Source organism: Duganella radicis (genome assembly GCF_009720825.1).
Classification (GTDB): Bacteria; Pseudomonadota; Gammaproteobacteria; order Burkholderiales; family Burkholderiaceae_D; genus Rugamonas; species Rugamonas radicis.
In genome coordinates, this window is the sequence record NZ_WNKY01000001.1 from 614,023 (window position 1) to 635,100 (window position 21,078).

Here is a 21,078-nt window from a genome sequence, read left to right on the forward strand (position 1 = left end):
TTACTCGAAAGGATTGGCGACGATGGTGTTGGCTGCAGGCGGCAACGTGGCCGGCAGTTTTTGCGCTTCCAGCTTGGCCACCACCTCGGTCAGCAGTTGTTGCAAGGCGCGCGCGTCCTTCAGGCCGGCCTGGTCGGCGGTCAGGTCGATATCGCCGGCGATGGTGACGCGGTCCAGCCGGTTCTCGATGGTCAGGCCGCCGATGTGCAGCACGTCCGACTCATTTTTGTAAGGCACGAATTTGCTCATCTTTTGCTCCCGTCTTTACGTTGTCTCACCTTCGGCAGGCGCAGCATCACCTGCTTTTGCGCCGGCGACAGCGATGGCAGCAGATTGATGCCGACCTTGTCTTCCAGCTGCGCCACGCTCAGCATTTCATACTGCGCGTCGCCACGGTTTTCGATGAAGAAGGCGGCGCCGGCGCGCTGGCGCGGGCTGTACACCAGTTTATACAAATGCGTCGGCACCAGCACGTTGCCGACCTTTTGCAGGTTGCCGCCGATGAAGGCCGGGCCGGTGATCACATACAGGTCGCCCTCCTTCTGCGCCAGCTTGCGTACCACGCCTTCGATGCCGGCCCAGACGTGGCGGTTATTTTCCGAGTCCTGCGGCACCATGTTGGCCAGCGTGAAGCTTTCGTGCTGGGTTTCGCGGTCCGGCATGTCACCGTTCGGCGCCATGTGGCCGCGGTCATAGCCGCTGCGGGCGTAATCGGCCAGCTCGGCGCGCGCCCGGGCTGGCAGGCGTGCCTCGGGATGGAAGGAATTTTCGCGCGACAGGGTCTTGGCGGCATCGATGTTTTGCGCGGTCAGGTGCTCGGCCGACCACAGCGGCGTGCGCGTGATCCCGGAATGCATCACGCCAAATACACCGTAGCACAACTCGGTGGTGGCGGCCGTCATTTTGGGATTGCGGATTTCAGGCAGGCGGCCGTCGACATAGTGAACCGGGCATTCGCCGGCGGAGGCCAGGCTGGCCGTCAGCAAGGCGGCGACAGCCAAAGATCGTTGAATCAGAAACATAACATCCTAGAAACATTACAGACCGGGCATTCTAACAAAAAGGGCCGGCCCTTGATGGCGCCAGCCCTTTCAAACATCCAGCCCTACCAGAGGCAATGTTTTGATATTTCTTTTGATGCGATAACTTACGTAGCCATTATACATCAGCGTTGTTGCTTTATCCACGCATATGTTCATGTTGTTAAGCAAGATTGCTGACAAGGCATGTGTTTTCCGATATACATTTGGTATTCCTATAAGCAACTACCATCTCTCATGAACATTGCGAACCTGAAGATTGGCCACCGCCTGACGATTGCCTTTTCCCTGACCACTTTGTTGCTGACCATGGTGGTCGTGGTCGGTGCTCTGGGGCTGCGCGCCACCAGCAAGGAAGTTGACCTGACGGTCAACGACCGCTACATGAAAATCAGCCTGCTCAACCAGATCAAGGACAACGTGGCACAGCAGTCAAGCAGCCTGCGCGACGTGCTGCTGCTCGATGCCGCCGACGCCGGCGCTGAATTTGCCGCCATCGAACAACGCAGCAAGGATATCCGCGCCCTGCTCGACCAGCTGGGCGGTATCATCCATCGCCCGGAAGCGCTGGCGCTGTACCAGCTGGTGAACGACGCGCGCGCGGCCTATTCGCCGCTGCGCGACCAGATGGTGACTGCGGCGCGCGCTGGCGACAAGGCCACCGCGACCGCGCTGCTGCTGCAAAAAGTGCGTCCGGCGCAAGCGGCCTACGTGGCGTCGCTGGACAAGCTGGTGGCATTCCAGGCGCAGTTGATGAAAGAATCCGGCGCCAGCGCGGGGACGACCGCCAGCAACGCCAGCCTGCTGATGATCGCGCTGGGCGTGGCCGGCGCGGGGCTTGGCGTTTTCGCCGGCTGGTACGTCACCGGCACCATCGTGCGGCCGATCCGCTACGCCGTGCGCGTGGCCCGCACCGTGGCCGACGGCGACCTCAGTTCCGAAATCCAGATCCGCACCCGCGACGAAATCGGCCAGTTGTCCGCCGCGCTGAAGGACATGAACACCAGCCTGATTTCCATCGTCTCCGAAGTGCGCAAAGGGACGCATTCGATCGGCACCGCGTCGGCGGAAATCGCCGCCGGTAATCTCGACCTGTCCGAGCGCACCGAACGCCAGGCTGGCTCGCTGGAGGAAACCGCTTCGTCGATGGAACAGCTGACGTCCACCGTCAAGCAGAACGCCGCCAACGCCAGTCAGGCCAACCAGCTGGCCATGTCGGCCTCCGACGTGGCGGGCAAAGGCGGCGTAGTGGTGGCGCAGGTGGTGGACACCATGGCCTCGATTAACGCCTCGGCGCGCAAGATCGTCGACATCATTGCGGTCATCGACGGCATCGCCTTCCAGACCAATATCCTGGCGCTGAATGCGGCGGTGGAAGCGGCGCGCGCCGGCGAACAGGGGCGCGGCTTCGCGGTGGTGGCGTCCGAGGTGCGCAACCTGGCGCAGCGCTCGGCCGCGGCGGCCAAGGAAATCAAGGAATTGATCGGCGACTCGGTCGACAAGGTGGATGCGGGTGCGCGGCTGGTCGACCAGGCCGGCGCCACGATGGAAGAAATCGTCGCCAGCGTGCGCCGCGTGACCGATATCATGAGCGAAATCGCCTCCGCCAGCCAGGAGCAACTGACCGGCATTGAACATATCAACGGCGCCATCACCGAAATGGACCAGAGCACGCAGCAGAACGCCTCGCTGGTGGAGCAGGCTTCGGCGGCGGCCATCACCATGCAGGAGCAGGCGTCGAACCTGGTGGGCGCGGTCAGCGTGTTCAAATTGAGTGGCGCCGGGCGCCGTGGCGTTAAGCCAGTAGACGCTCCAGCCGTACTGCCAGCGCTTGGTTCATCCACTGCTGGCTGAATCCCTGGTGGCGGGCGGCGAAAGCCCGCGCCGCCTCGCGGTAGCTCGCATCATTGAGCAAAGGCCGTAACGTGGCACGCCAGTCCGATGCGGGCGTCAGCAGCGCGGCGTTGTAGCCGGCACCGGACATGGCGACGCGACGCGCGCTTAAAAATTGTTCGGTATGCGACGGCAGCATCAGCAAAGGCACGCCGGCCAGCAGCGATTGCGCCAGCGTGGCCTCGCCGGCATGGCAAACGCAAAGGTCGGCCTGTGCCAATGCTTGCGGCAGCGCCACCGGCGCATCCGCATACAACACGCGATCGCTGACCAGCGGCGGCGCCGCGCCGGCCGCCACCTCGGGCACGTAGGCCAGCACGCGGCAGCCCTCCTCCACCAAGGCGTTCAGCACCGCGCCATGCGACGCATGCGAGGCCTTCAGATAGGCGAACACCCTGCGCCCTTCGCCCTCGGGCCAATGCGGCGCGATGCCGCCTTGCGCCGCGAAGCTGGGCCCCAGCCACTCCGCAGCGCCACGCGACGCAGGCTCGCAGTGATCCAGTTCCGGCCATGTGCACAGCAGCGGCAAATCGCCCAGAAAAACATCGGCCGCATGCTGGTACGGCGACGCGCCATATTCCGTCAGCACCGCATTGGCCGTCGCCAGCATGCGCGCTTCCGAAGACGCCAGCCGCTCCGCGGGCGCTTGCTGCCACGCCGGCAGGGACTGCCCCGGTGGCGGACTGTAAAAACCATTGCCCACCGACGCGCTGCGCAAGCCCATGCTGCGCGCCGCCAGCAAGGCGGTGGGCGCGTAATCGGCCACCACCAGATCCGGCGCCAAAATCCCGAACATGGCGCGCCATCCCGCCACCATGCCACGCAGAGCGGCCGGTTCCAGATAGCCGCAGTTGAACAGGATCTCGGCCAGATTGGCGGATGGCGGCAAACCCACCGCATCGTGCAGCCACACCGGCGCCTGCAGCTTGAGGATGTCCAGATCGGCCAGCATGGCGTGCGTCGCCATCAGATCGCGCAAACTCATGGTCACGCGGTGGCCGCGCGCCAGCAGCCCCTGCGCCAGCATCTTCAGCCGGCCGGCGTGACCCAGCCCGCCGCCCAGCTCCCAGCACAGGTGGATGTGGCTCATAGCAGCGCTTCCACTTCCGCTTGCACCTGCGCCATGGTGTCGACCACGCGCCAGGCGCCGGGAAAATCGTGATGCCGCGTCAGCGCATTGCGCAGGATGATGCAGCGGATACCCGCCGCCGTCGCCGCCTGCAAGCCACGCGGCGAATCTTCAATCACCAGCGCCTCGTCTGCGCTTACGCCCATGCGCTCAAGACCGAGCAGATACGGCTCCGGCGACGGTTTGCTGTGGGTGTAGGATTCATGCGTCAGCACGAACTCGAAATACGGCAGCAGGTCGAGGCGCTGGTGAATGATCTCGAAGTGATCGCAATTGGAACTGGTGACCACGCCCATGCGCAGGCGCGGCGACAAGGCGGCCAGCGTTTCGGCCACGCCGTCGATGGCAGGGATATGCTCGGACGCCAGCCGTATCGCATAGCGCTGGTTGCGCTGCTGGCGCAGTTCCTCGGCCTGCGCCTCGGACAGGCGCGGCTCCAGCAAATGCCATGCGCCGCAGTTATCGGCCAGATACCAGTCGAAAAAGTGCTGCGCGCTCAGCTCCAGCCCCAGTGGCAGGAACAGCTCCCGGTTGGCCTCGTAAAACAGCCGCTCCGTATCGACCAGCACCCCGTCGTTATCCCATAAAATCGCCCGCAGCATCAGGCCGGGACGCCGCTGGCCAGCGGATTCGGCACCGGCTCGGCCACGCGGTGCAGCAGGTTGCGGTCGCGGTGGTGGAATTCCTCCTCGCCGCGCAGCAGCATCACGGTGTCTTCTTCGTAGCCCCAGGTGCCGTCGTCGTTGATGGTCACCTTGATGCGGTACTCCACCGTCTTGAAGCCGTATTCAAGGAAAGGATTGGAGCGGATGCCGTAGGTATCGGAGTCCAGGCGCGCCACCAGTTCAAACTCCTTCGCATCCGGCTCCACCACGGCGGAGGCCATGGCGATCTGGCCGCGCGGGATACCCAGCGTCTGGATCACGGTTTTGGTCTTCGGTTCCCACAGCCAGTAGCCGACCTGCTCGTGGTAGGTCTTCACGTTATCCGGCTTGTTCACGATGATCAGGTAGCGCAAGCCATAGAACAGCTGCGGACCGTTGGTGACAGGGTCGATGGGATAGAGCTCGATGCGCTCGACGTAGGCTTGCTTGCGCGCGCCATCGGCCTTGGGTTTGATATCCAGACCGCGCTCGCCCTTCCAGATGCCGGCCATTGGCGCCAGCGGGCCAAGGTTGTTCAGTGTGTTGACGTCGATGGGATGCGGTTCGGTGTAGATATCGGTGGAAAACTCGGTCATGCGTGGTCCTGTGTGATGTTGATCGCGGACGTTATTGTAAGGTGATCTCGATGCGGTTGTGTCCTGCGCTGTAGGCATAGGCCACCGCGCTGCCCAACTGGCGTATCAGCAGCAGGCCAATGCCGCCCACCCGCAGCTCGTCCGGCGGCAGGGTCGGATCGGGCGGCGGCGGGCCTTCGGTCAGCGGATTGAATGGCGGTGCGGCGTCTTCGTAGCACAACACCTGGCCGCGCACGCCCACCCACACGTCATGAGTGGAGTCGCCGCCGTAGCCGTGCAGGATGCTGTTACGCAGCAGCTCCTCCAGGATCAATTCGGCGCGCGCGACCGCGCCCGGCGCCAGCCCGGACTGCGTCAGGGCCATGGCGGCGAATGCCATGGCGCCGGGAACAGCATCCAGCCGTGCCGGAAAACGCAGCAGATGTGCGATACCGGTTTCTTTTTCGTCCATTCAAGCATATTATCGGAATGTTTATGCTAGGAGAAGAACCGTGAAAACAATAATAACGATGCTTGCAGCTTCCATCTCGCTGCTTGCAAACGCCGCCGATCTGCCGGCTGGCATGATTAAAACCGCCAAAGGCAACGCCGCCATCGAACGCGAAGGCCAGAAAACGCCGGCCAAAACCGGCGCCGCGCTGATGGCCAGCGACCGCGTGGTGACGGGCGCCGACGGCAGCGTGGGCATCACGCTGCGCGACGAAACCCTGCTGGCTGTAGGCCCGAACAGCAACGTGTGGCTGGAGAAGTACGCCTTCGATCCGACCTCGCATGAGGGCAAGCTGGATGCCACGGTGAAGAAAGGGACGCTGGGCGTCATCTCGGGCAAGCTGTCCAAGCAGTCGCCAGGCGCGGTGCAATTCCGCACGCCGACCTCGATCCTGGGCGTGCGCGGCACCGAGTTTGTGATCGACGTCAAGGATGGGGAATAAGCCATGGCCCTGCTGCTTTGGGCTGTGTGCCTGCTGGCCGCTGTCTCGCAACTACAACGCGGACCGACCGAGCAAATCACTTTGCTGCCGAATCAGGATGGCAAACCGAGCGCGGTGATCATCACCTCGGCCGGCAAGGACACGGTGCTGGACAAACCGTATCAAACCGCCGCCGTCGATAGCCATGGCGCGGTTGCCACAAACGGCGATAGCGCGGAGATCAAAAAACGCTATGGCGCGCTGCTGGACACCCTGCCGCAGCGCGCGGCGGTGTTCGTCGTCTACTTCCTCACCGACAGCGACAACCTGACGCCGGAATCGTCGGCGCAGCTGGCGCAGATCAAGGAGCAACTGGCTTCGCGCCCGGCGCCGGAAATCATCGTCATCGGCCACACCGACACCGTCGCCAAGCGCGAATACAACGATGCCCTGTCGCTGAAACGCGCCGAAACCGTGAAGCGTATTCTGGTGGAAGCCGGCATTGCGCCAGACCAGATCGTGGTGCAGGGGCGCGGCGAGCGCGAACTGCTGATCCAGACCGCGGACGGCGTGGACGAACCGCGCAACCGCCGCGTCGAAATCCGCGTGCGTTAAGCAGGGCCGTTCCAGCGCAATACCAGCAAGGTCAAATCATCCGAAGCCTCGGCGCCGTCCACGTGACGGCGCACATCATCGCGCACCGCCTGCACCACGGCGGCCGGCGCGGTGGTGGCGACACCCGCCAGCAGCTGGTTCAGTCGCTCATTCCCGTACAACTCCCCTGCCTCGTTCATGGCCTCGCTGATGCCATCGGTGGTGAGGCACAGGCTCTCGCCCGGCTGCAATCGATATTGCTGGACCGGATATTCAAAATCGTCCATCACGCACAGCGGCGGGCCGTCCGCCGCTTGCAGCAATTCGACCCGGCCATCGGCGGTGATGCGGCGCGGCGCATCGTGGCCGGCGTTGCACAGCGTGACCTGGCCGGTGGCGGCATCCAGTATGCCCGCCACGCTGGTCACGAACAGCATCTCCGGATTTTCCCGCACCAGCTCACGATTGGCGCCGTTCATGATGGCAGCCATATCGGCCTCGCCGCGCAAGGCGATGCTGCGCGACAGCGCCTTGGCCACCACCATGAACAGGCTGGCCGGCAAACCTTTGCCCGACACATCGCCGACCATGAAGAACACGCGGTCGTCATCCAGCTTGAAGAAGTCGTACAAATCGCCGCCCACTTCGCGCGCCGGCTCCAGCAAGGCATCCAGCTCGAAACGCCGCTCGCCCGGGAATGAGGTCGCGGCCTGCGGCAGCGAGGCCATTTGAATCCGCCGCGCGGCATTCAGCTCACCGGCGGTGCGCGCCGCCGACTCCCGCGCCAGCTGCAAGGCGCGCTCCGACAGTTTGCGGTCGCGCACCGCCGCCGCCAGCATGCTGGTCAACAGGCTGAGACAAATGGCGGCATAGCCCAGCGCCACAGCACCCGCGTCGAACAGCAAGCCGGCACGCGAGAACAGCAAGGCGCCGGCGGCGAACAAGGCCACGCCCAGCGCAATCGCCATCGGCACGCCGACCCGCAAGCGCTGGCGCGGCAGCAGCCAGATGGTCAGCAGGCTGCACGCGGCAAACGCCGCCACCTCGGACCAGCGCATCCGCTGCGGACGGCGCAGGAAAGCGCCGTCGAAGAAGCTCTCGATCATTTGCGCGTGCGTGTCGACACCGGGCAGCAGATCGCCACGCGCGTTGGTCTTGTAGTCGCTCAGGCCAAGTCCTGTCATGGCGACGATGATGATCTTGTCCTGCAAGGCGGAGGGATCGAGACGGCCGCGCATCACGTCCAGCGCAGAGATGTAGCGGTCTTGCGCCGGCGCGGAAAAATTCACCCACACCGCGCCATCCGGCAGGGTCGGCACGCGCAGGTCGCCAACCGATACGCTATGCACGCCGTCGGCATCGGCTTCGATTTCGATGGCCGGGCTGCCGGTGGCCACGCGCAGCAGCTCCATCGACAACGACGGCACCAGCGTCTCGCCGACCGCGCCCACCAGCGGCGCGCGCCGCACAATGCCCTTCTCCAGATTCGCCGACAGCAAACCCTGCCCGTGCGCCGCCGCCTGCAACATCGGCAAACTGGACATCGCCTGCGGGAAGCGCATCACCGGCAGCGCCGCGTTGCCGCCGGCCGCCGCGCCATGCACGCGCATAGGCCACACGCGCACGGCGTCGCTGGTGCCCGCTTCGGCATGCATGAAGCCTGCTGTACCCAGCACGATAGGCGCGTGGCGCATCTGCTCCGCCAACAGCGCATCATGCGACGGCAGCTTGGCCAATTCATCATGCAGACGCCCTTCCGGCATGCGCGCAGCCAGCGCGTCGGGCGAGGTGTTGTCCGGCTCAGGCATCAGGATATCCAGGCCGATGGCCAGCGGATGCTGGGTCGCGATCTGCGCCAGCAGCTCCTTGAACAAGGTACGCGGCCAGGGCCACTGGCCGTACTCGCTCAGCGCCGCTTCATCGATATTGACAACGTGGACCGGACCGGAAAGCCGCTGACGCGGCAGATGCACCTGGTAGGCATCGAACAAGGCAAGCCGCAAGGCCGGCAGCGGCCCGTCGCCGCCGCGCGCCAGCAGCAAAGCCAGCACCAGCGCCAACAGCAAGGCCAGAGGCCGACCCTGCCCGGCACGCACGCCACCCCAGGCGCGAGTTTGCAAACGTCGCAGCATGGCGGCGCTTACAGCTCGATTTCCATGCCGTCGTAGGCGGACACAATCTCCAGCGGGGCCTCGCCGGTAATCTCCGCGTAGCGCCGCGTTTCGGCCAGCACGCGCGAAATCTGCGCGTCGTCGTAGATCGGCTCATGGTGGAACAGGCAAAGCTTGTGCACGCCGGCCAACTGGCACAGCTCCACGCCGACCACGTTGCTGGAGTGGCCCCAGTCGGCCTTCACGGAAATCGAATCGGCCAGCGAATACATGGCGTCGAAAATCACCAGATCGGCGTCGCGGAAAAAGTCCACGAAGGCCACGCGTTCGGCCGCGTTATCCAGCTTGTGCTCGGAATCGGTGGAGTAGATCAGCGTCTTGCCGCCGTGCTCCAGGCGGTAGCCGTACGAATCGCCCGCGTGCAGCTGAAGCTTGGCGGTCACCGTCACATCGCGCACCGTCAGCGGCACACCCGGTTCCATGGTCACAAACTCGATGGTCGCGCCCAGCTGATGAAAGGCCACCGGGAAGCTGATCGGCTCCTGCTGGCGGCGGAACGCCGTCTCCAGATCCTTATGGCAGCCGTAAATGATGATGCGGTTGCCCGGAATGTAAGCCGGCGTAAAGAACGGGAACCCCATGATGTGGTCCCAGTGCAGGTGCGACATGAAGACGTGATAGGTCTGCGGCTTGCCCGGCCCGTACCTGGCCAGCTTGGAGCCGGCCAGCGGACGCGCGCCCGACCCGAGGTCGAGCACGATGTGTTCATGGATGGCGTCCGTATCCCAGGCCTCCACTTCAACACAGCTGGAATTGCCGCCATAGGTGCCGGCCACCTCGAAACCGAGGTCGTTATCGATGTAGTCTTCGATTTTTTGCGGCGTATCGAGATCGCGGCCGACAGCGCCTTGCAGCGCCTTCACCAGCTTGGCGCGGACCTGCTTGTGGGTCAAAGCCACCGGCAGCGAGCCGCGCGCGCCCCAGATGCGTGCTTTCATGCGGCCACCGCCGACACGGCTGCCGCGCGATCAGGGAAAATCTCGAACAGCATGTCGAAACGGCTGATGGTGAACACCTCCAGCACCAGCGGCTGCAAAGCCGCCAGCACCATGCGCCCACCTTGTCCCTTGACCTGCTTGATCGCCACCATCAGCGCGCGCAGGCCGATGCTGCTGATGTAGCTGATATCGGAAAAATCGATAACCAGCGGCGCGCCGTCCTTGCGGCAGTCCGCCAGATGCGGGTCGAGCGCCAGTTTAAAAGCATCGGCATGGGTGTGATCGATGCGGCCGGCGGGGCTCAAGACAACCGTGCGGCCCTCTTGTTTTGGCTGTAGTTCCATAATGATGCCTTGGCGTGCGTTATACAACTATTTTCTCATTATCACATTTTTTTATCCTTTTGACACCACCTAGTGTTGCGCCCATCCATGCTATTCTTCGCCCTTGATGTATTTGCAGGAGCGCGCATGCCGTCACTTAACCAATTTTTCAAGCTCCCGGAGCACGGCACCAACGTCCGTACCGAAGTCGTCGCAGGTGTCACCACCTTCCTGACGATGGCCTATATCATTTTCGTCAACCCCGCCATTCTGGGCGATGCCGGCGTGCCCAAGGACGCGGTGTTCGTCGCCACCTGCCTGGCCGCGGCGCTGGGCACCATCATCATGGGCCTGTACGCCAACTACCCGATCGGCATGGCGCCGGGCATGGGCCTGAACGCCTACTTCGCCTACGCCGTGGTGCTGGGCATGGGCGTGCCGTGGCAATCGGCGCTGGGCGCGGTGTTCATCTCCGGCTGCCTGTTCATCGTGGTCAGCCTGTTCAAGGTGCGCGAACATATCGTGAACGGCATACCGCATTCGCTGCGGGTGGCGATCACCGTGGGTCTGGGCCTGTTCCTGGCCCTGATCGCGATGAAGAGCGCCGGCCTGGTGGTGGCCAATCCGGAAACCCTGGTGCGCGTGGGCGACATGCACAACCCGCACACCATCATGGCCATCTTCGGCTTCCTGCTGATCGTCACGCTGGACCGCCTGAAAATACCGGGCGCGCTGCTGATCGGCATCGTCAGCGTGACGGTGCTGAGCTTCTTCTTCGGCGGGAATACCTTCCACGGCTTCATGTCGCTGCCGCCGTCGATTTCACCGACGCTGTTCCACCTCGACCTGCAAGGCGCCCTGAATCTGGGCCTGTTCAATGTGGTGCTGGTGTTCTTCCTGGTTGAACTGTTCGACGCCACCGGCACCCTGATGGGCGTGGCCTCGCGCGCCGGCCTGCTGGTCAACGGCCGCATGGAGCGCCTGAACAAGGCGCTGCTGGCCGACAGCTGCGCCATCGTCGCCGGCTCGGTGCTGGGCACTTCCAGCACCACCGCGTATCTTGAAAGCGCGGCCGGCGTGCAGGCCGGAGGCCGCACCGGCCTGACCGCGCTGGTGGTGGCGCTACTGTTCCTGGCGGCCCTGTTGTTCGCCCCGATCGCCGGCGTGGTGCCGGCCTACGCCACCGCACCGGCGCTGCTGTTCGTGGCCTGCCTGATGTTACGCGACCTGGTCGACGTGGACTGGAGCGACACCACCGAAAGCGTGCCGGCCGCGATCACCGCGCTGGTGATCCCGTTCACCTACTCCATCGCCCACGGCATCGCGTTTGGCTTCATCACCTACGCCGGCCTGAAACTGCTGACCGGCCAGGCGCGCCAGGTCAAGCCGGTGGTATGGGTGATTGCGGTGGTTTTCCTGATCAAGTACAGCTACGTCGCGGCCTGACGGCGGCATTTCCCTGATCGGCAGCACGCCGATCAGGTTATGCAGGCGCATGCGGCATAGCGTCAGAATATCTTCCTCTTCGGCCGCAAGGCGCATCTGTACCTCCATTCCATGCGGAACGGCGGTGGTGCGCAAGGCGCGCAACTCAATATTCAAGCGACGCACCACTTGCAACGCCGCTTCCAGCGTGGCGATGGGCGCATCCGGCTCGATGCGGAATCGGTAGCTTTTTTGTGTGGTATTCATGCTACCAGCATAGCCAGAAAGCCAAAAAATAGGCTTCCTGAATTTACGTCTATTTCGCTCAGATGTAGTAGATTCTCCTATTCAGATTAAATTTAATGGAATTTCATCCTGATGGAAATCGACGAACTGGATCGCCGCATCCTGCGCGAGCTGCGCAACGACGGCCGCCTGAGTAACACCAAGCTGGCCGAAAAGGTCGGTCTTTCGACCACGCCCTGCTGGAACCGCGTGCGCGCGCTGGAGGAAGGCGGCATGATCGAGGGCTATACGGCGCTGATCAGCCAGACCGCGCTGGGCTACCCCGACACCGTCATCATCGAAGTCACGCTGGACCGGCACGATGACGAAATCTTTGAGAAATTCGGCCGCGCGCTGGCCACGCTGCCGGAGGTGATGGAAGCCTACCTGCTGACTGGCGACTACGACTACCTGATCAAGGTGGCCGTGGCCGGCACCGCCGGTTATGAGGAATTCCTGCGCAAGAAGCTCTACAAGCTGCCGGGCCTGAAGCACAGCCGCTCCACCTTCGTGCTGCGCTGCCTGAAGCGCACCCATTCGGTCGAACCCTGACATTGTGCGTAAGCGTACAGAGTCCCCTGGCGATATCGTCCATATTCAAGCTTCATCCCATCAAGGAGAAGACAATGAACAAGACGATCAGGATCGCCGTGGCGGCTGCCGCCATGGGCATGACAGCGCACGCTTTTGCGCAGATCACTTTTTATGAAGGCGATGGGCTGCGCGGCCGCGCCTTCACCGCCAACAGCCAGGTGCGCGACCTGTCGCGCAATGGCTTCAATGACCGCGCCTCTTCGGTCGTGGTGGATCGCGGCCAATGGGAAGTCTGCGAAGACGCCAACTTCCGCGGCCAATGCATGGTGCTGCGCCGTGGCAGCTATGAATCGCTGAGCGGCATGGGCCTGAACAACCGCATCTCGTCGGTGCGTCCGGTGAAGCTGCGTGACCGCTATGACAACGAAGCGCCGCCACCGATCGCGCAACCAAGCTACGAATGGCGCCGCCGTCCGAGCGAACGCATCGTGCAGGTGCCGGTGGATTCGGTGCGCGCGGTGGTCGGCACACCCGAGCAGCGCTGCTGGGTCGAGCGTCAGCAGGTGCAGGAGCCGTCGCGTCCCAACGCCGGCGGCGTGATTGCCGGTGCGCTGATCGGCGGCATCCTGGGTCACCAGGTCGGTGGCGGCACCGGACGTGATGTCGCCACCGCCGGCGGCGCGATCGCCGGCGCGGCCATCGGCAACAACGTCGCCAACCAGAACAACAGCTACTCGCGCGATGTGCGCCGCTGCGAAAACATCGCCAATCAGACGCCCGAGTACTGGGACGTGACTTACAACTACCGTGGCGTGAACCACCGCGTGCAAATGAGCACGCCGCCGGGCAATACCATCGCGGTTAACAGTAAGACGGGCGAACCCCGGATGTGAGGCAGCCCAATCCTTCCAGGGTGTGGCGCACCGCGACGTCCAAAGGCGTATGCGGTTCGCTGCCCAACACCGCCAGCAGGCGCGCGTTCGACATGCGCACCGGCTGGCGCCACAGATAGCGCATCTCGCGCAACTCACGGAACACCGGCACGAACGGCGCGGCCACCAGTGTCAGCCACCACGGGAAGGCGCTGGCGCGCAGTTCCGGCTTGCCGGCGGCGCGCGCAATCGCCGCCGGCATCTGCGTGCCGTCCGCATCCCAGTGTCCCTGCATCTGATAGTTGGCGAACAGCGGCAGCGCTTCCGCGCGCTCCACCAGCCGCACCATGGTTTCCGCCACATCCGGCAGATACGCCCATTGATGGCCCACTCCCGGTGCGGCCGGATTGGCGATCGCCGTAACCGGCTTGCCCGGCTTGATCAAGCCTTGCGCGAACCAGTTGTTGCCGGCTTTAGGACCGAAGAAATCCCCCGCCCTCACGATCAGCACCGGCAGGCCGCTGTCCTTCAGGCGGCGTTCCATCTCCACGCGGATGACGCCTTTGCGCGTGATTGGCCGCTGCGGGGCATCTTCATGAATATGTGGCAGCACGTCCGGGCCGTAGTTGTAGACAGTCCCCGGCAGCAGGATGCGCGCGCCGCAAGCGCGGGCGGCGGCGATGGTGTTGTCCATCATTGGCAGCACCAGCCTGCCCCAGTTGCGGTAGCCCGGTGGATTCACCGCATGCACGATCAACTGCACGCCTTGCGCCGCGCTGATGACATCGTCGCGCTTCATGGCGTCGCCAACGATCCAGTGCAGGCCGTCGCCCTGTTTGGGCGCGCGGTTCAGCGCCTTCACCTTCCAGCCGCGCGCCACCAGCAAACGCGCCACTTCGCCACCGATGCCGCCAGTCGCCCCCAGTACCAATGCTTCCATGATGATCTCCCTTGTTTGTCGATGCAGGCAGTGTCTCCCGCCGCGAGCTAAAAGAAAATTACCGAAAGCCGCATAGCCGCTATACAATTTCGTATGACCGAACCAAACTGGGACCTCTACCGCTCCTTCCTCGCCGTGCTGCGGGAAGGCTCGCTCTCGGGCGCGGCGCGTGCGCTCGGCCTGACGCAACCCACGATCGGGCGGCATGTCGATGCGCTGGAACAGGCGTTGGGCATGTCCTTGTTCACCCGCTCGCAGGCCGGCTTTATCGCCACCGACGCCGCCCACGCCCTGCTGCCATATGCGGAGACGCTGGAATCCGCCTCCTCCGCTCTGCTGCGCGCCGCCTCCGGCCTGGGGCGCGGCGAAAATGCACAACTCAAAGGCTCGGTGCGCGTCACCGCCAGTGAAGTGGTCAGCGTGGAAGTGCTGCCGCCGATATTGGCGCGGCTGCGCGCCACCCATCCCGGCATCACGATTGAGCTGGCGGTGTCCAACCGCATCGAGAATCTGCTGCGGCGCGACGCCGACATCGCGGTGCGCATGCAGCGCCCGGAACAGGATGTGCTGGTGGCGCGGCGCGTCGGCAATATCGATCTGGGATTCCATGCGCACCGCGATTATCTGGAACGCCACGGCACGCCGGCCACATGGCAGGAACTGGCGCGGCACGCGCTGATCGGCATCGATCGCGAAAGCGCGCGCACGCGCAATATCATGCCGCTGCTGTCCGCCCTGGAAGGCGGCAGCTATGCCGTCCGCAGCGACAGCGATCTGGTACATCTGGCATCGATACGCGCTGGACTCGGCATCGGCATTTGCCAGGTGCGGCTGGCCGAGCGCGATCCGTCGCTGGTGCGCGTGATTCCCGGCCTGCTGACCATTCCATTGGAAACCTGGCTCGCCATGCACGAAAACCTGCGCAGCAATCCGGCCTGCTCCGCCGTCTACACTGCGCTGGCCGCCGGGCTGGAAGATTACATCAACGGGAAGTGAGCAGCCGGCGCGACTTGTGCAGCGCTTCCTCCAACTGCATGTTTTCGTGCGCGGCCTTCAGCGTGGTCATGTCGATGCTGGCTTTGCGCACCAATGGCCGCGGCAGATCGGCCCAGCGGCTGCGCGGCGCCGGCGTGGTCACAGGCGGCAGTACCGGCGGCGCGGCCTGCACGTCCGGGCGTTCGTCCTCCTGCGCCTGCATGGTCGCCCCCTGCGGGCAGTCCACATCCGTGTACAACACATGCCCTTCCGGGTCCACGCATTTATTCACCGCGGCGCCAGCCGTGCCGCACGTCGCGGCCAATGCCGCGCATAAGATGAGTTTCATGATCGATGCCCCTTTAACAAGTGACACTATCATCGGCCCGCGCGCGGCCGCCGTCTGTGCGAGTCCGCACGCCTATGAGGCGGCATTGTCGCTCTATGTCGGTTACAATATCGCCTTCTCTCAGCATGACGCAGGTCCCAATGAAATATCTCCTCATCCTCGGCGCGCTGGCGGCAGGCCACGCGGCAGCCGATTCGATCGACCCGGCCACTGCCCACGGCTGGAATACCTCGGCGGAATTGGGCGCGATCTCCACCTCGGGCAACACGGTAGGCACTTCGGTCACCGGCAAAATCGACGCCAAGCAGGAAACCGCCAAGTGGAGCAATGAATACATCCTGTCGGGCTACTTCAAGGACGAGGAAGTCACCGGCGACGACGGCGAAAAAATCCGCGAGCGTTCGGCGCAGCGCTATTCGCTGTCCGCCAAAGCGGGCTACAAACTGCTGCACGACGATCACGGCAAACTGTTCGCCCTCGCCACCCACGTCGACGACCGTTTCGGCGCCTACACCCGCTACTCGACCATCGGCGTCGGCTACGGCACCCAGACCTATCAATCGGACACCCACACGCTGGACGTGGAAATCGGTCCGGGCTACTTCCGTGGCGTGCGCTCGGAAGGCAATACCGAAAACGGCATGACCATCCGTGGCGCGGCCAACCTGAAATGGAAGCTGAGCGACAGCGCCCAGTTCCGCCAGACCATGAGCGTCGAACGCGGGACCTCGAATATCCACTCGATGGCCGAAACCGCGCTGCTCACCAAAATCAACAGCACGATGCAGATGAAGGCGGCCTACAACATCCGCAACGACACCAACGTGCCGGCCGATAAAAAGAACACCGATACCCAGACTTCGGTAACGCTGGTTTACTCCTTCTAACTTCAAGAAAATCCATGAACACTCCACGCACTCTCGGTACCCCCCTGTCTCCAACCGCCACCAAAGTCATGCTGCTGGGCTCCGGTGAACTCGGCAAGGAAGTCATCATCGCGCTGCAACGCCTGGGCGTGGAAGTGATCGCCGTGGACCGCTATCCGAACGCGCCTGGCCATCAGGTTGCGCACCGCGCCCACGTCATCAACATGACCGACGGCGCCGCGCTGGCCGCGCTGATCGAGCAGGAGAAGCCGGATCTGGTGGTGCCTGAGATCGAAGCCATCGCCACCGATAAACTGGCGGAGCTGGAAGCGGCCGGCAAGATCACCTGCATTCCGACCGCGCGCGCCGCGCAGCTGACCATGAACCGCGAAGGCATCCGCCGCCTGGCCGCCGAGACGCTGGGCCTGGCCACCTCGCCCTACCGTTTCGCCAGCAGCCTGGAAGAACTCGAAGCCGGCGCCGCCGCAGTGGGCTTCCCTTGCGTGGTCAAGCCGGTGATGTCGTCGTCGGGCAAAGGCCAGTCGAAGGTGGACTCCGCCGCCGACGTCAAAGCCGCATGGGACTACGCCGCCGCCGGCAGCCGCGTGGATTCCGGCCGCGTGATCGTTGAAGGCTTCATCGACTTCGACTACGAAATCACGCTGCTGACCGTGCGCTCGCTGGGCGAAGACGGCAAGGTGGTGACGCAGTTCTGCGATCCTATCGGCCACGTGCAGGTGCATGGCGACTACGTCGAATCCTGGCAGCCGTGCCGCATGGACCCGGTGGCGCTGGAACGCGCGCGCGACATCGCCGCCAAGGTGACCGGCGACCTCGGTGGCCTGGGCCTGTTCGGCGTCGAGCTGTTCGTCAAGAACGACATGGTGTGGTTCTCGGAAGTGAGCCCGCGTCCGCACGACACCGGCATGGTAACCATGGCGACCCAGGTGCAAAGCGAATTCGAACTGCACGCCAAGGCCATCCTCGGCCTGCCGGTCAACGTCGCGCTGAAAGCGCCTGGCGCTTCGGCCGTGATCTATGGCCAGCATGAAGCGGCGGGCATCGCCTTTGAAGGCGTGGCCGATGCGCTGCGCGTGCCCAACAGCGACATCCGCCTGTTCGGCAAGCCGGAATCGTTCGCCCGCCGCCGCATGGGCGTGGCGCTGGCCACCGCCGGCGACGTGGAAACCGCGCGTGTGAACGCCAAGGAAGCGGCATCGCGCGTCAAGCCAGTCATCAGGAAGTAATCACATCCCCCGGAACAGATCGACGTAGTTACGGCTGACGACCAACTGTTCCGGGCGGCCTTTCAGCTGCACCATCAAGCGTCCGCGAAAGTCCTGCCGCGTGCCCGCCACGTGGCGCGCGGCGACGATCACGCTGCGGTGTATCTGCCAGAACTGCTGTTCGTCGAGCTGCTCGCGCAGCTTGCTGATCGGCGTGCGTATCAGGCTTTCGCCATCCGCCACGAACACGCTGGTGTATTTGTCGTTGCTCTGGAAGTAGATCACATCCTCGATCGGGATCAGGCGCGTTTCATCGCCGTGCGAGGCGCGTATCCATTGCAGCGGCGCGGCGGCGGGTACGACTGCCGGCGCGGCGCCGCTCAATTGCGCCAGCAAGGCCTGCAAGGCAGCCGCCGGCACCGCCTCCGCCGGCCTGGCCAGGCGCGCCTTCAGCTTGGCCACGGTTTTCTCCAGACGTTCCAGGCTCGCGGGCTTGAGCAGATAATCCACCGCCGAATGTTCGAACGCCTCCACCGCGTATTGGTCGTAGGCCGTGACGAACACGATGTGCGGCGGCCGCGCGCCGCTGGCCAGCCGTGCGGCGACATCGATCCCCGTCAGGCCGGGCATGCGGATATCGAGGAACACCACGTCCGGCGCTTCGGTATCGATCATGCCGAGGGCTTCAATGCCGTTGGCGGCGCGCGCCACCACGCGCAGTTCGGGCCACACAGTCTTCAGCTGGCCTTCCAGGTATTCCCGCAAATGGGCTTCGTCGTCGGCGATCAGGGCACGGATGGTATCGATGTTGGACTCGCATTCAAAGGCAGCATCAGGCGCACCGTCATGCCGCAAGGTTGATTTTCCGATAATTCTACCTTAGCGGCGGCGCCGTACAAACTGCGCAGGCGCTCGCGCAGATTGCTCAGGCCTACGCCGCCGCCCGGCTTGCGCGACGCCGCTTCGTTCAGTCCCGCGCCGGTATCGCTGATGCGGATGGCGACCTGCGCCCCCTCTATCCGCGCGCTGACGACGATCTCGCCGCCCTCCACTTTCGGTTCCAGGCCATGGGCGATGGCGTTTTCCACCACCGGTTGCAGCAGCATCGGCGCGATACGGAACTGCCGCAGCTCGTCCGGCAGTTCGATGCGGTAGCGCAGGCGCTCACCCATGCGCACCGCCAGCACATCCAGATAGGCCGCTATCAGCTTGCTCTCGGAATCCAGCGTGGCTTCCTCGCTGCGGCTGGCCGCCAGGCTGGCACGCAGATAATCGATGAAGCGTTCCAGCATGTGCTGCGCCTGCGCTGGCCGCGGGCCGATCAGACTGACCACATTGGCCAGCGTGTTATACAGGAAGTGCGGCTCGATCTGCGCCTGCAAGGCGCGCAGCCGCGCTTCGGCCAGCATGCGCGCGCTGGAGGCGAGGAATTCCTTCTGGCGCGCCTCCTCCACCGCCTTGGCGGCGCGCTGGTCGGCGGCGCGGCGCACCATATACAGCAGCAGCGCCACCACCGCGCCGATCACCAGCGCCTCGGTCATCACGCTGCGATTGGTCAGCAGCTTGAGGGGATTGGTGCCGCGCCAGATCAGGTTCCCCAGCGCGATGCCCAGCGGGACGCTGACGCCCATCAGCGCCATGCTGAATAAAACGCGCGGCAGTCCGCGCGCGCGGCGCGGCCAGCCATGCAGGAAGCGGTTGGACAGCACCGAGCCGGCATGAATCATGGCGCCAATCAGGTTGGACATCAGCAGCAAAGGCCAGATGTTTTGCGCGGCCAGCGCGTCCTGGCGCAGCAGCACCGCCTCCAGCGCGGCAAACGTCAGGCCCATGCCGCTGCTCCAGATGACGGTGTACAGCATGTCGCGGGCGGTTGAACGCGGCCAGCGGCGAAACAGCGGTATCAACTCCAACGGGTGGGCCAGCGAGGGAATATGGTCGGTATTTTTCATGTCGCCAGAAAGTTACCATGAAAGCAAAGCGGCGCGCGATATGGCAGGCGCGCCAACGCCATTGGACCGGCCTTGATGTTGTGCGCATCAAACACCGTCAGCACGGTTTGGCCGTGATGCTTGTCCTGCGCCACGCCGACCACGTAGCCGTCGGTCTCCGAACGCGCGCCACGGCGCGGCACCAGCACATGCTCTTCCACTTCCCAGCCGGCGCCGAAGGCGTAGCCGTCGACTTTTCCGCTATCGGTATCGATCAGGTTCACGCTGTCCAATATCAGTTCGCGTCCGCTGGCGCCCAGCACCAGCAGCTTGCGGTGGCGCGCCGACACCACTTGCGGCGCCACGCGCGGGAATTCGCTTACGCCGAACAGGCGCGCCTCGCGTGCCTGGCCGCTGGCGTAATCCAGCGTGATCTGCACCGTGTTGCTGCCGTACGCGCTGACCGGGCGTATCTGTCCACGCACTTCCAGCGCCGTCTTGACCAGTGCGTCGCCATCGTGCAGCACCGCGTCCAGCCGCGTACAGGCGCCGTCTTCGTAGGCATTCCCCAGATGGAAAACCGAACGCGCCGGCAGCTCGAAGACCTGGCGTAGCGTCAACGTGTCCTTGGCGACCACCACCGCGCGCAACGGTCGCTTGTCGCCCTCCCAGTACAGGCTTTCGCCCAGGCTGCGCTCCGGGCCTGGGCGCATGTCGTAAGGCGCCAGCAGGAAGATCAGGTGACGCCCGCTGACCACGAAGTCGTGCACCATGTTCAGCTGGGGCACCGGGATCATGGCGGTGCGGGTGACTTCGCCCCGCTGGTTCAGGCGATAGATGAGCAGCTGATCCGCGCCCGGCATATTCCCGAAGTTCCACAAGCCGCCCTCCGGGTCCATTTTGGGATGCGCGGAAAATGGCATGGCCTTCAGATCCTTGCGCCAGGTCTTGATGCCGCGCGTGGCCAGGGTTTGCGGGTCCATCTCGGTGGCCGAGCCACCTTCCCACAGTGCGTACAAGCCGCCGTTGAACGGCAGCAGATTGGTATTGGCGACGTTGATGGTGTCATTATTCTTTACGCCCTTGCGGCCGACATAGGTGCCGAAAGCCGGATACAGAAAGCGCCCTGCCTTGCTCTCTTCCTCAAACTTTTGCGTGGCGACGTAGCGGCCAATGTGGCTTACCTTGCCATCGGCGATCTGCCAGCGCTGCGCGAAGCCGTCGCCATCGAACAGATGGTGATAGCGTTCGCCGCCCAGCGCATAGCGCCCCGGCCCATTGCGGTAGAAGATGCCGTTCAGGTCCGGCGGCAGGCGGCCAAGCACGGTGGCGCTGCCGGACAAGTCGCCGGCGCTGTCGGCCAGCGCCGGGAAGGAGGCGAGACACATGGCGGCAAAGCCAAGGAATTGGCGGCGGTTGGTCATGTCAGCCTCCGG

General features: G+C 64.2%; 23 protein-coding genes. 9 read left to right on the top strand and 14 right to left on the bottom strand.

Going from position 1 to position 21,078, the window contains the following annotated elements:
• Entirely contained in the window at window positions 1-249 is a 249-nt protein-coding gene (locus GM676_RS02485) for a hypothetical protein (RefSeq protein ID WP_155461783.1), read from the bottom strand.
• The gene (locus GM676_RS02490; protein ID WP_155461784.1) at window positions 246-1,022 is read right to left on the bottom strand and encodes a DNA/RNA non-specific endonuclease; all 777 of its coding nucleotides are present in this window, start codon (window positions 1,020-1,022) and stop codon (window positions 246-248) included. The genes GM676_RS02485 and GM676_RS02490 overlap by 4 nt, the downstream gene beginning before the upstream one ends.
• Before the next feature lie 255 nt (window positions 1,023-1,277).
• Between GM676_RS02490 and GM676_RS32725 the strand changes: the two genes are divergently transcribed.
• The gene (locus GM676_RS32725) at window positions 1,278-2,894 is read left to right on the top strand and encodes a methyl-accepting chemotaxis protein (RefSeq protein WP_155461785.1); all 1,617 of its coding nucleotides are present in this window, start codon (window positions 1,278-1,280) and stop codon (window positions 2,892-2,894) included.
• On the opposite strand, the gene GM676_RS02500 is transcribed toward GM676_RS32725, so the two are convergent.
• The 4 genes from GM676_RS02500 to GM676_RS02515 are packed head-to-tail and all read right to left on the bottom strand — an operon-like array spanning window position 2,836 to window position 5,753.
• The gene (locus tag GM676_RS02500) at window positions 2,836-4,023 is read right to left on the bottom strand and encodes a glycosyltransferase (protein WP_155461786.1); all 1,188 of its coding nucleotides are present in this window, start codon (window positions 4,021-4,023) and stop codon (window positions 2,836-2,838) included. The two genes, GM676_RS32725 and GM676_RS02500, sit on opposite strands and share 59 nt — an antisense overlap.
• Window positions 4,020-4,664, bottom strand: a complete 645-nt coding sequence (locus tag GM676_RS02505; protein ID WP_155461787.1) for an HAD family hydrolase — start codon at window positions 4,662-4,664, stop codon at window positions 4,020-4,022. Before GM676_RS02505 ends, GM676_RS02500 begins: the two co-directional genes overlap by 4 nt.
• Complete coding sequence (locus tag GM676_RS02510; protein WP_155461788.1) at window positions 4,664-5,302, bottom strand: FABP family protein; 639 nt, start codon at window positions 5,300-5,302, stop codon at window positions 4,664-4,666. The genes GM676_RS02505 and GM676_RS02510 overlap by 1 nt, the downstream gene beginning before the upstream one ends.
• A gap of 31 nt (window positions 5,303-5,333) precedes the next feature.
• Window positions 5,334-5,753, bottom strand: a complete 420-nt coding sequence (locus GM676_RS02515) for an ATP-binding protein (protein ID WP_155461789.1) — start codon at window positions 5,751-5,753, stop codon at window positions 5,334-5,336.
• Window positions 5,754-5,793: 40 nt separating this feature from the next.
• Here GM676_RS02515 and GM676_RS02520 point away from each other — a divergent pair, with 40 nt between their 5' ends.
• A complete protein-coding gene (locus GM676_RS02520) occupies window positions 5,794-6,234 on the top strand; it encodes a FecR family protein (protein WP_371866074.1) in 441 nt (146 codons plus the stop codon).
• Between the two features lie 3 nt (window positions 6,235-6,237).
• Window positions 6,238-6,828 (top strand): OmpA family protein, encoded by a 591-nt coding sequence (locus tag GM676_RS02525; RefSeq protein WP_155461790.1) that lies wholly within the window; start codon window positions 6,238-6,240, stop codon window positions 6,826-6,828.
• Here the strand turns inward: GM676_RS02525 and GM676_RS02530 are convergent.
• Genes GM676_RS02530 through GM676_RS02540 form a run of 3 tightly spaced genes read right to left on the bottom strand, consistent with a single transcriptional unit; the run spans window position 6,825 to window position 10,260 of the window.
• Window positions 6,825-8,939 carry a SpoIIE family protein phosphatase gene (locus GM676_RS02530; RefSeq protein ID WP_155461791.1) on the bottom strand — a complete coding sequence of 705 codons (2,115 nt, stop codon included), beginning with the start codon at window positions 8,937-8,939 and terminating at the stop codon, window positions 6,825-6,827. The two genes, GM676_RS02525 and GM676_RS02530, sit on opposite strands and share 4 nt — an antisense overlap.
• Before the next feature lie 8 nt (window positions 8,940-8,947).
• Window positions 8,948-9,916, bottom strand: a complete 969-nt coding sequence (locus GM676_RS02535) for an MBL fold metallo-hydrolase (RefSeq protein WP_155461792.1) — start codon at window positions 9,914-9,916, stop codon at window positions 8,948-8,950.
• Entirely contained in the window at window positions 9,913-10,260 is a 348-nt protein-coding gene (locus GM676_RS02540; RefSeq protein ID WP_155461793.1) for an STAS domain-containing protein, read from the bottom strand. Before GM676_RS02540 ends, GM676_RS02535 begins: the two co-directional genes overlap by 4 nt.
• 126 nt (window positions 10,261-10,386) lie before the next feature.
• Between GM676_RS02540 and GM676_RS02545 the strand changes: the two genes are divergently transcribed.
• From GM676_RS02545 to GM676_RS32730, 3 genes are all read left to right on the top strand, one after another.
• A complete protein-coding gene (locus tag GM676_RS02545; protein WP_155461794.1) occupies window positions 10,387-11,685 on the top strand; it encodes an NCS2 family permease in 1,299 nt (432 codons plus the stop codon).
• Window positions 11,686-12,042: 357 nt separating this feature from the next.
• Entirely contained in the window at window positions 12,043-12,501 is a 459-nt protein-coding gene (locus GM676_RS02550) for an Lrp/AsnC family transcriptional regulator (protein ID WP_155461795.1), read from the top strand.
• A gap of 74 nt (window positions 12,502-12,575) precedes the next feature.
• Entirely contained in the window at window positions 12,576-13,376 is an 801-nt protein-coding gene (locus GM676_RS32730; RefSeq protein WP_155461796.1) for a beta/gamma crystallin-related protein, read from the top strand.
• On the opposite strand, the gene GM676_RS02560 is transcribed toward GM676_RS32730, so the two are convergent.
• Window positions 13,345-14,295: an NAD(P)H-binding protein gene (locus tag GM676_RS02560; RefSeq protein ID WP_155461797.1), complete on the bottom strand. Its 951-nt coding sequence runs from the start codon at window positions 14,293-14,295 to the stop codon at window positions 13,345-13,347. The two genes, GM676_RS32730 and GM676_RS02560, sit on opposite strands and share 32 nt — an antisense overlap.
• Window positions 14,296-14,388: 93 nt before the next feature.
• Here GM676_RS02560 and GM676_RS02565 point away from each other — a divergent pair, with 93 nt between their 5' ends.
• A complete protein-coding gene (locus tag GM676_RS02565) occupies window positions 14,389-15,291 on the top strand; it encodes a LysR family transcriptional regulator (RefSeq protein ID WP_155461798.1) in 903 nt (300 codons plus the stop codon).
• Here the strand turns inward: GM676_RS02565 and GM676_RS02570 are convergent.
• Window positions 15,278-15,619, bottom strand: a complete 342-nt coding sequence (locus GM676_RS02570) for a DUF4124 domain-containing protein (RefSeq protein WP_170304196.1) — start codon at window positions 15,617-15,619, stop codon at window positions 15,278-15,280. The genes GM676_RS02565 and GM676_RS02570 overlap by 14 nt on opposite strands.
• Window positions 15,620-15,759: 140 nt before the next feature.
• Here GM676_RS02570 and GM676_RS02575 point away from each other — a divergent pair, with 140 nt between their 5' ends.
• Complete coding sequence (locus GM676_RS02575; protein WP_155461800.1) at window positions 15,760-16,506, top strand: DUF481 domain-containing protein; 747 nt, start codon at window positions 15,760-15,762, stop codon at window positions 16,504-16,506.
• Between the two features lie 14 nt (window positions 16,507-16,520).
• Entirely contained in the window at window positions 16,521-17,732 is a 1,212-nt protein-coding gene (purT, locus tag GM676_RS02580; protein WP_155461801.1) for a formate-dependent phosphoribosylglycinamide formyltransferase, read from the top strand.
• On the opposite strand, the gene GM676_RS02585 is transcribed toward purT, so the two are convergent.
• Genes GM676_RS02585 through GM676_RS02595 form a run of 3 tightly spaced genes read right to left on the bottom strand, consistent with a single transcriptional unit; the run spans window position 17,733 to window position 21,066 of the window.
• Entirely contained in the window at window positions 17,733-18,476 is a 744-nt protein-coding gene (locus GM676_RS02585) for a LytR/AlgR family response regulator transcription factor (protein ID WP_229262509.1), read from the bottom strand.
• Between the two features lie 20 nt (window positions 18,477-18,496).
• The gene (locus GM676_RS02590) at window positions 18,497-19,663 is read right to left on the bottom strand and encodes a sensor histidine kinase (protein ID WP_155461803.1); all 1,167 of its coding nucleotides are present in this window, start codon (window positions 19,661-19,663) and stop codon (window positions 18,497-18,499) included.
• On the bottom strand, window positions 19,660-21,066 hold the full coding sequence (locus tag GM676_RS02595; RefSeq protein WP_155461804.1) for a carotenoid oxygenase family protein: 1,407 nt from the start codon (window positions 21,064-21,066) through the stop codon (window positions 19,660-19,662). Before GM676_RS02595 ends, GM676_RS02590 begins: the two co-directional genes overlap by 4 nt.
• Window positions 21,067-21,078: the final 12 nt, after the last annotated feature.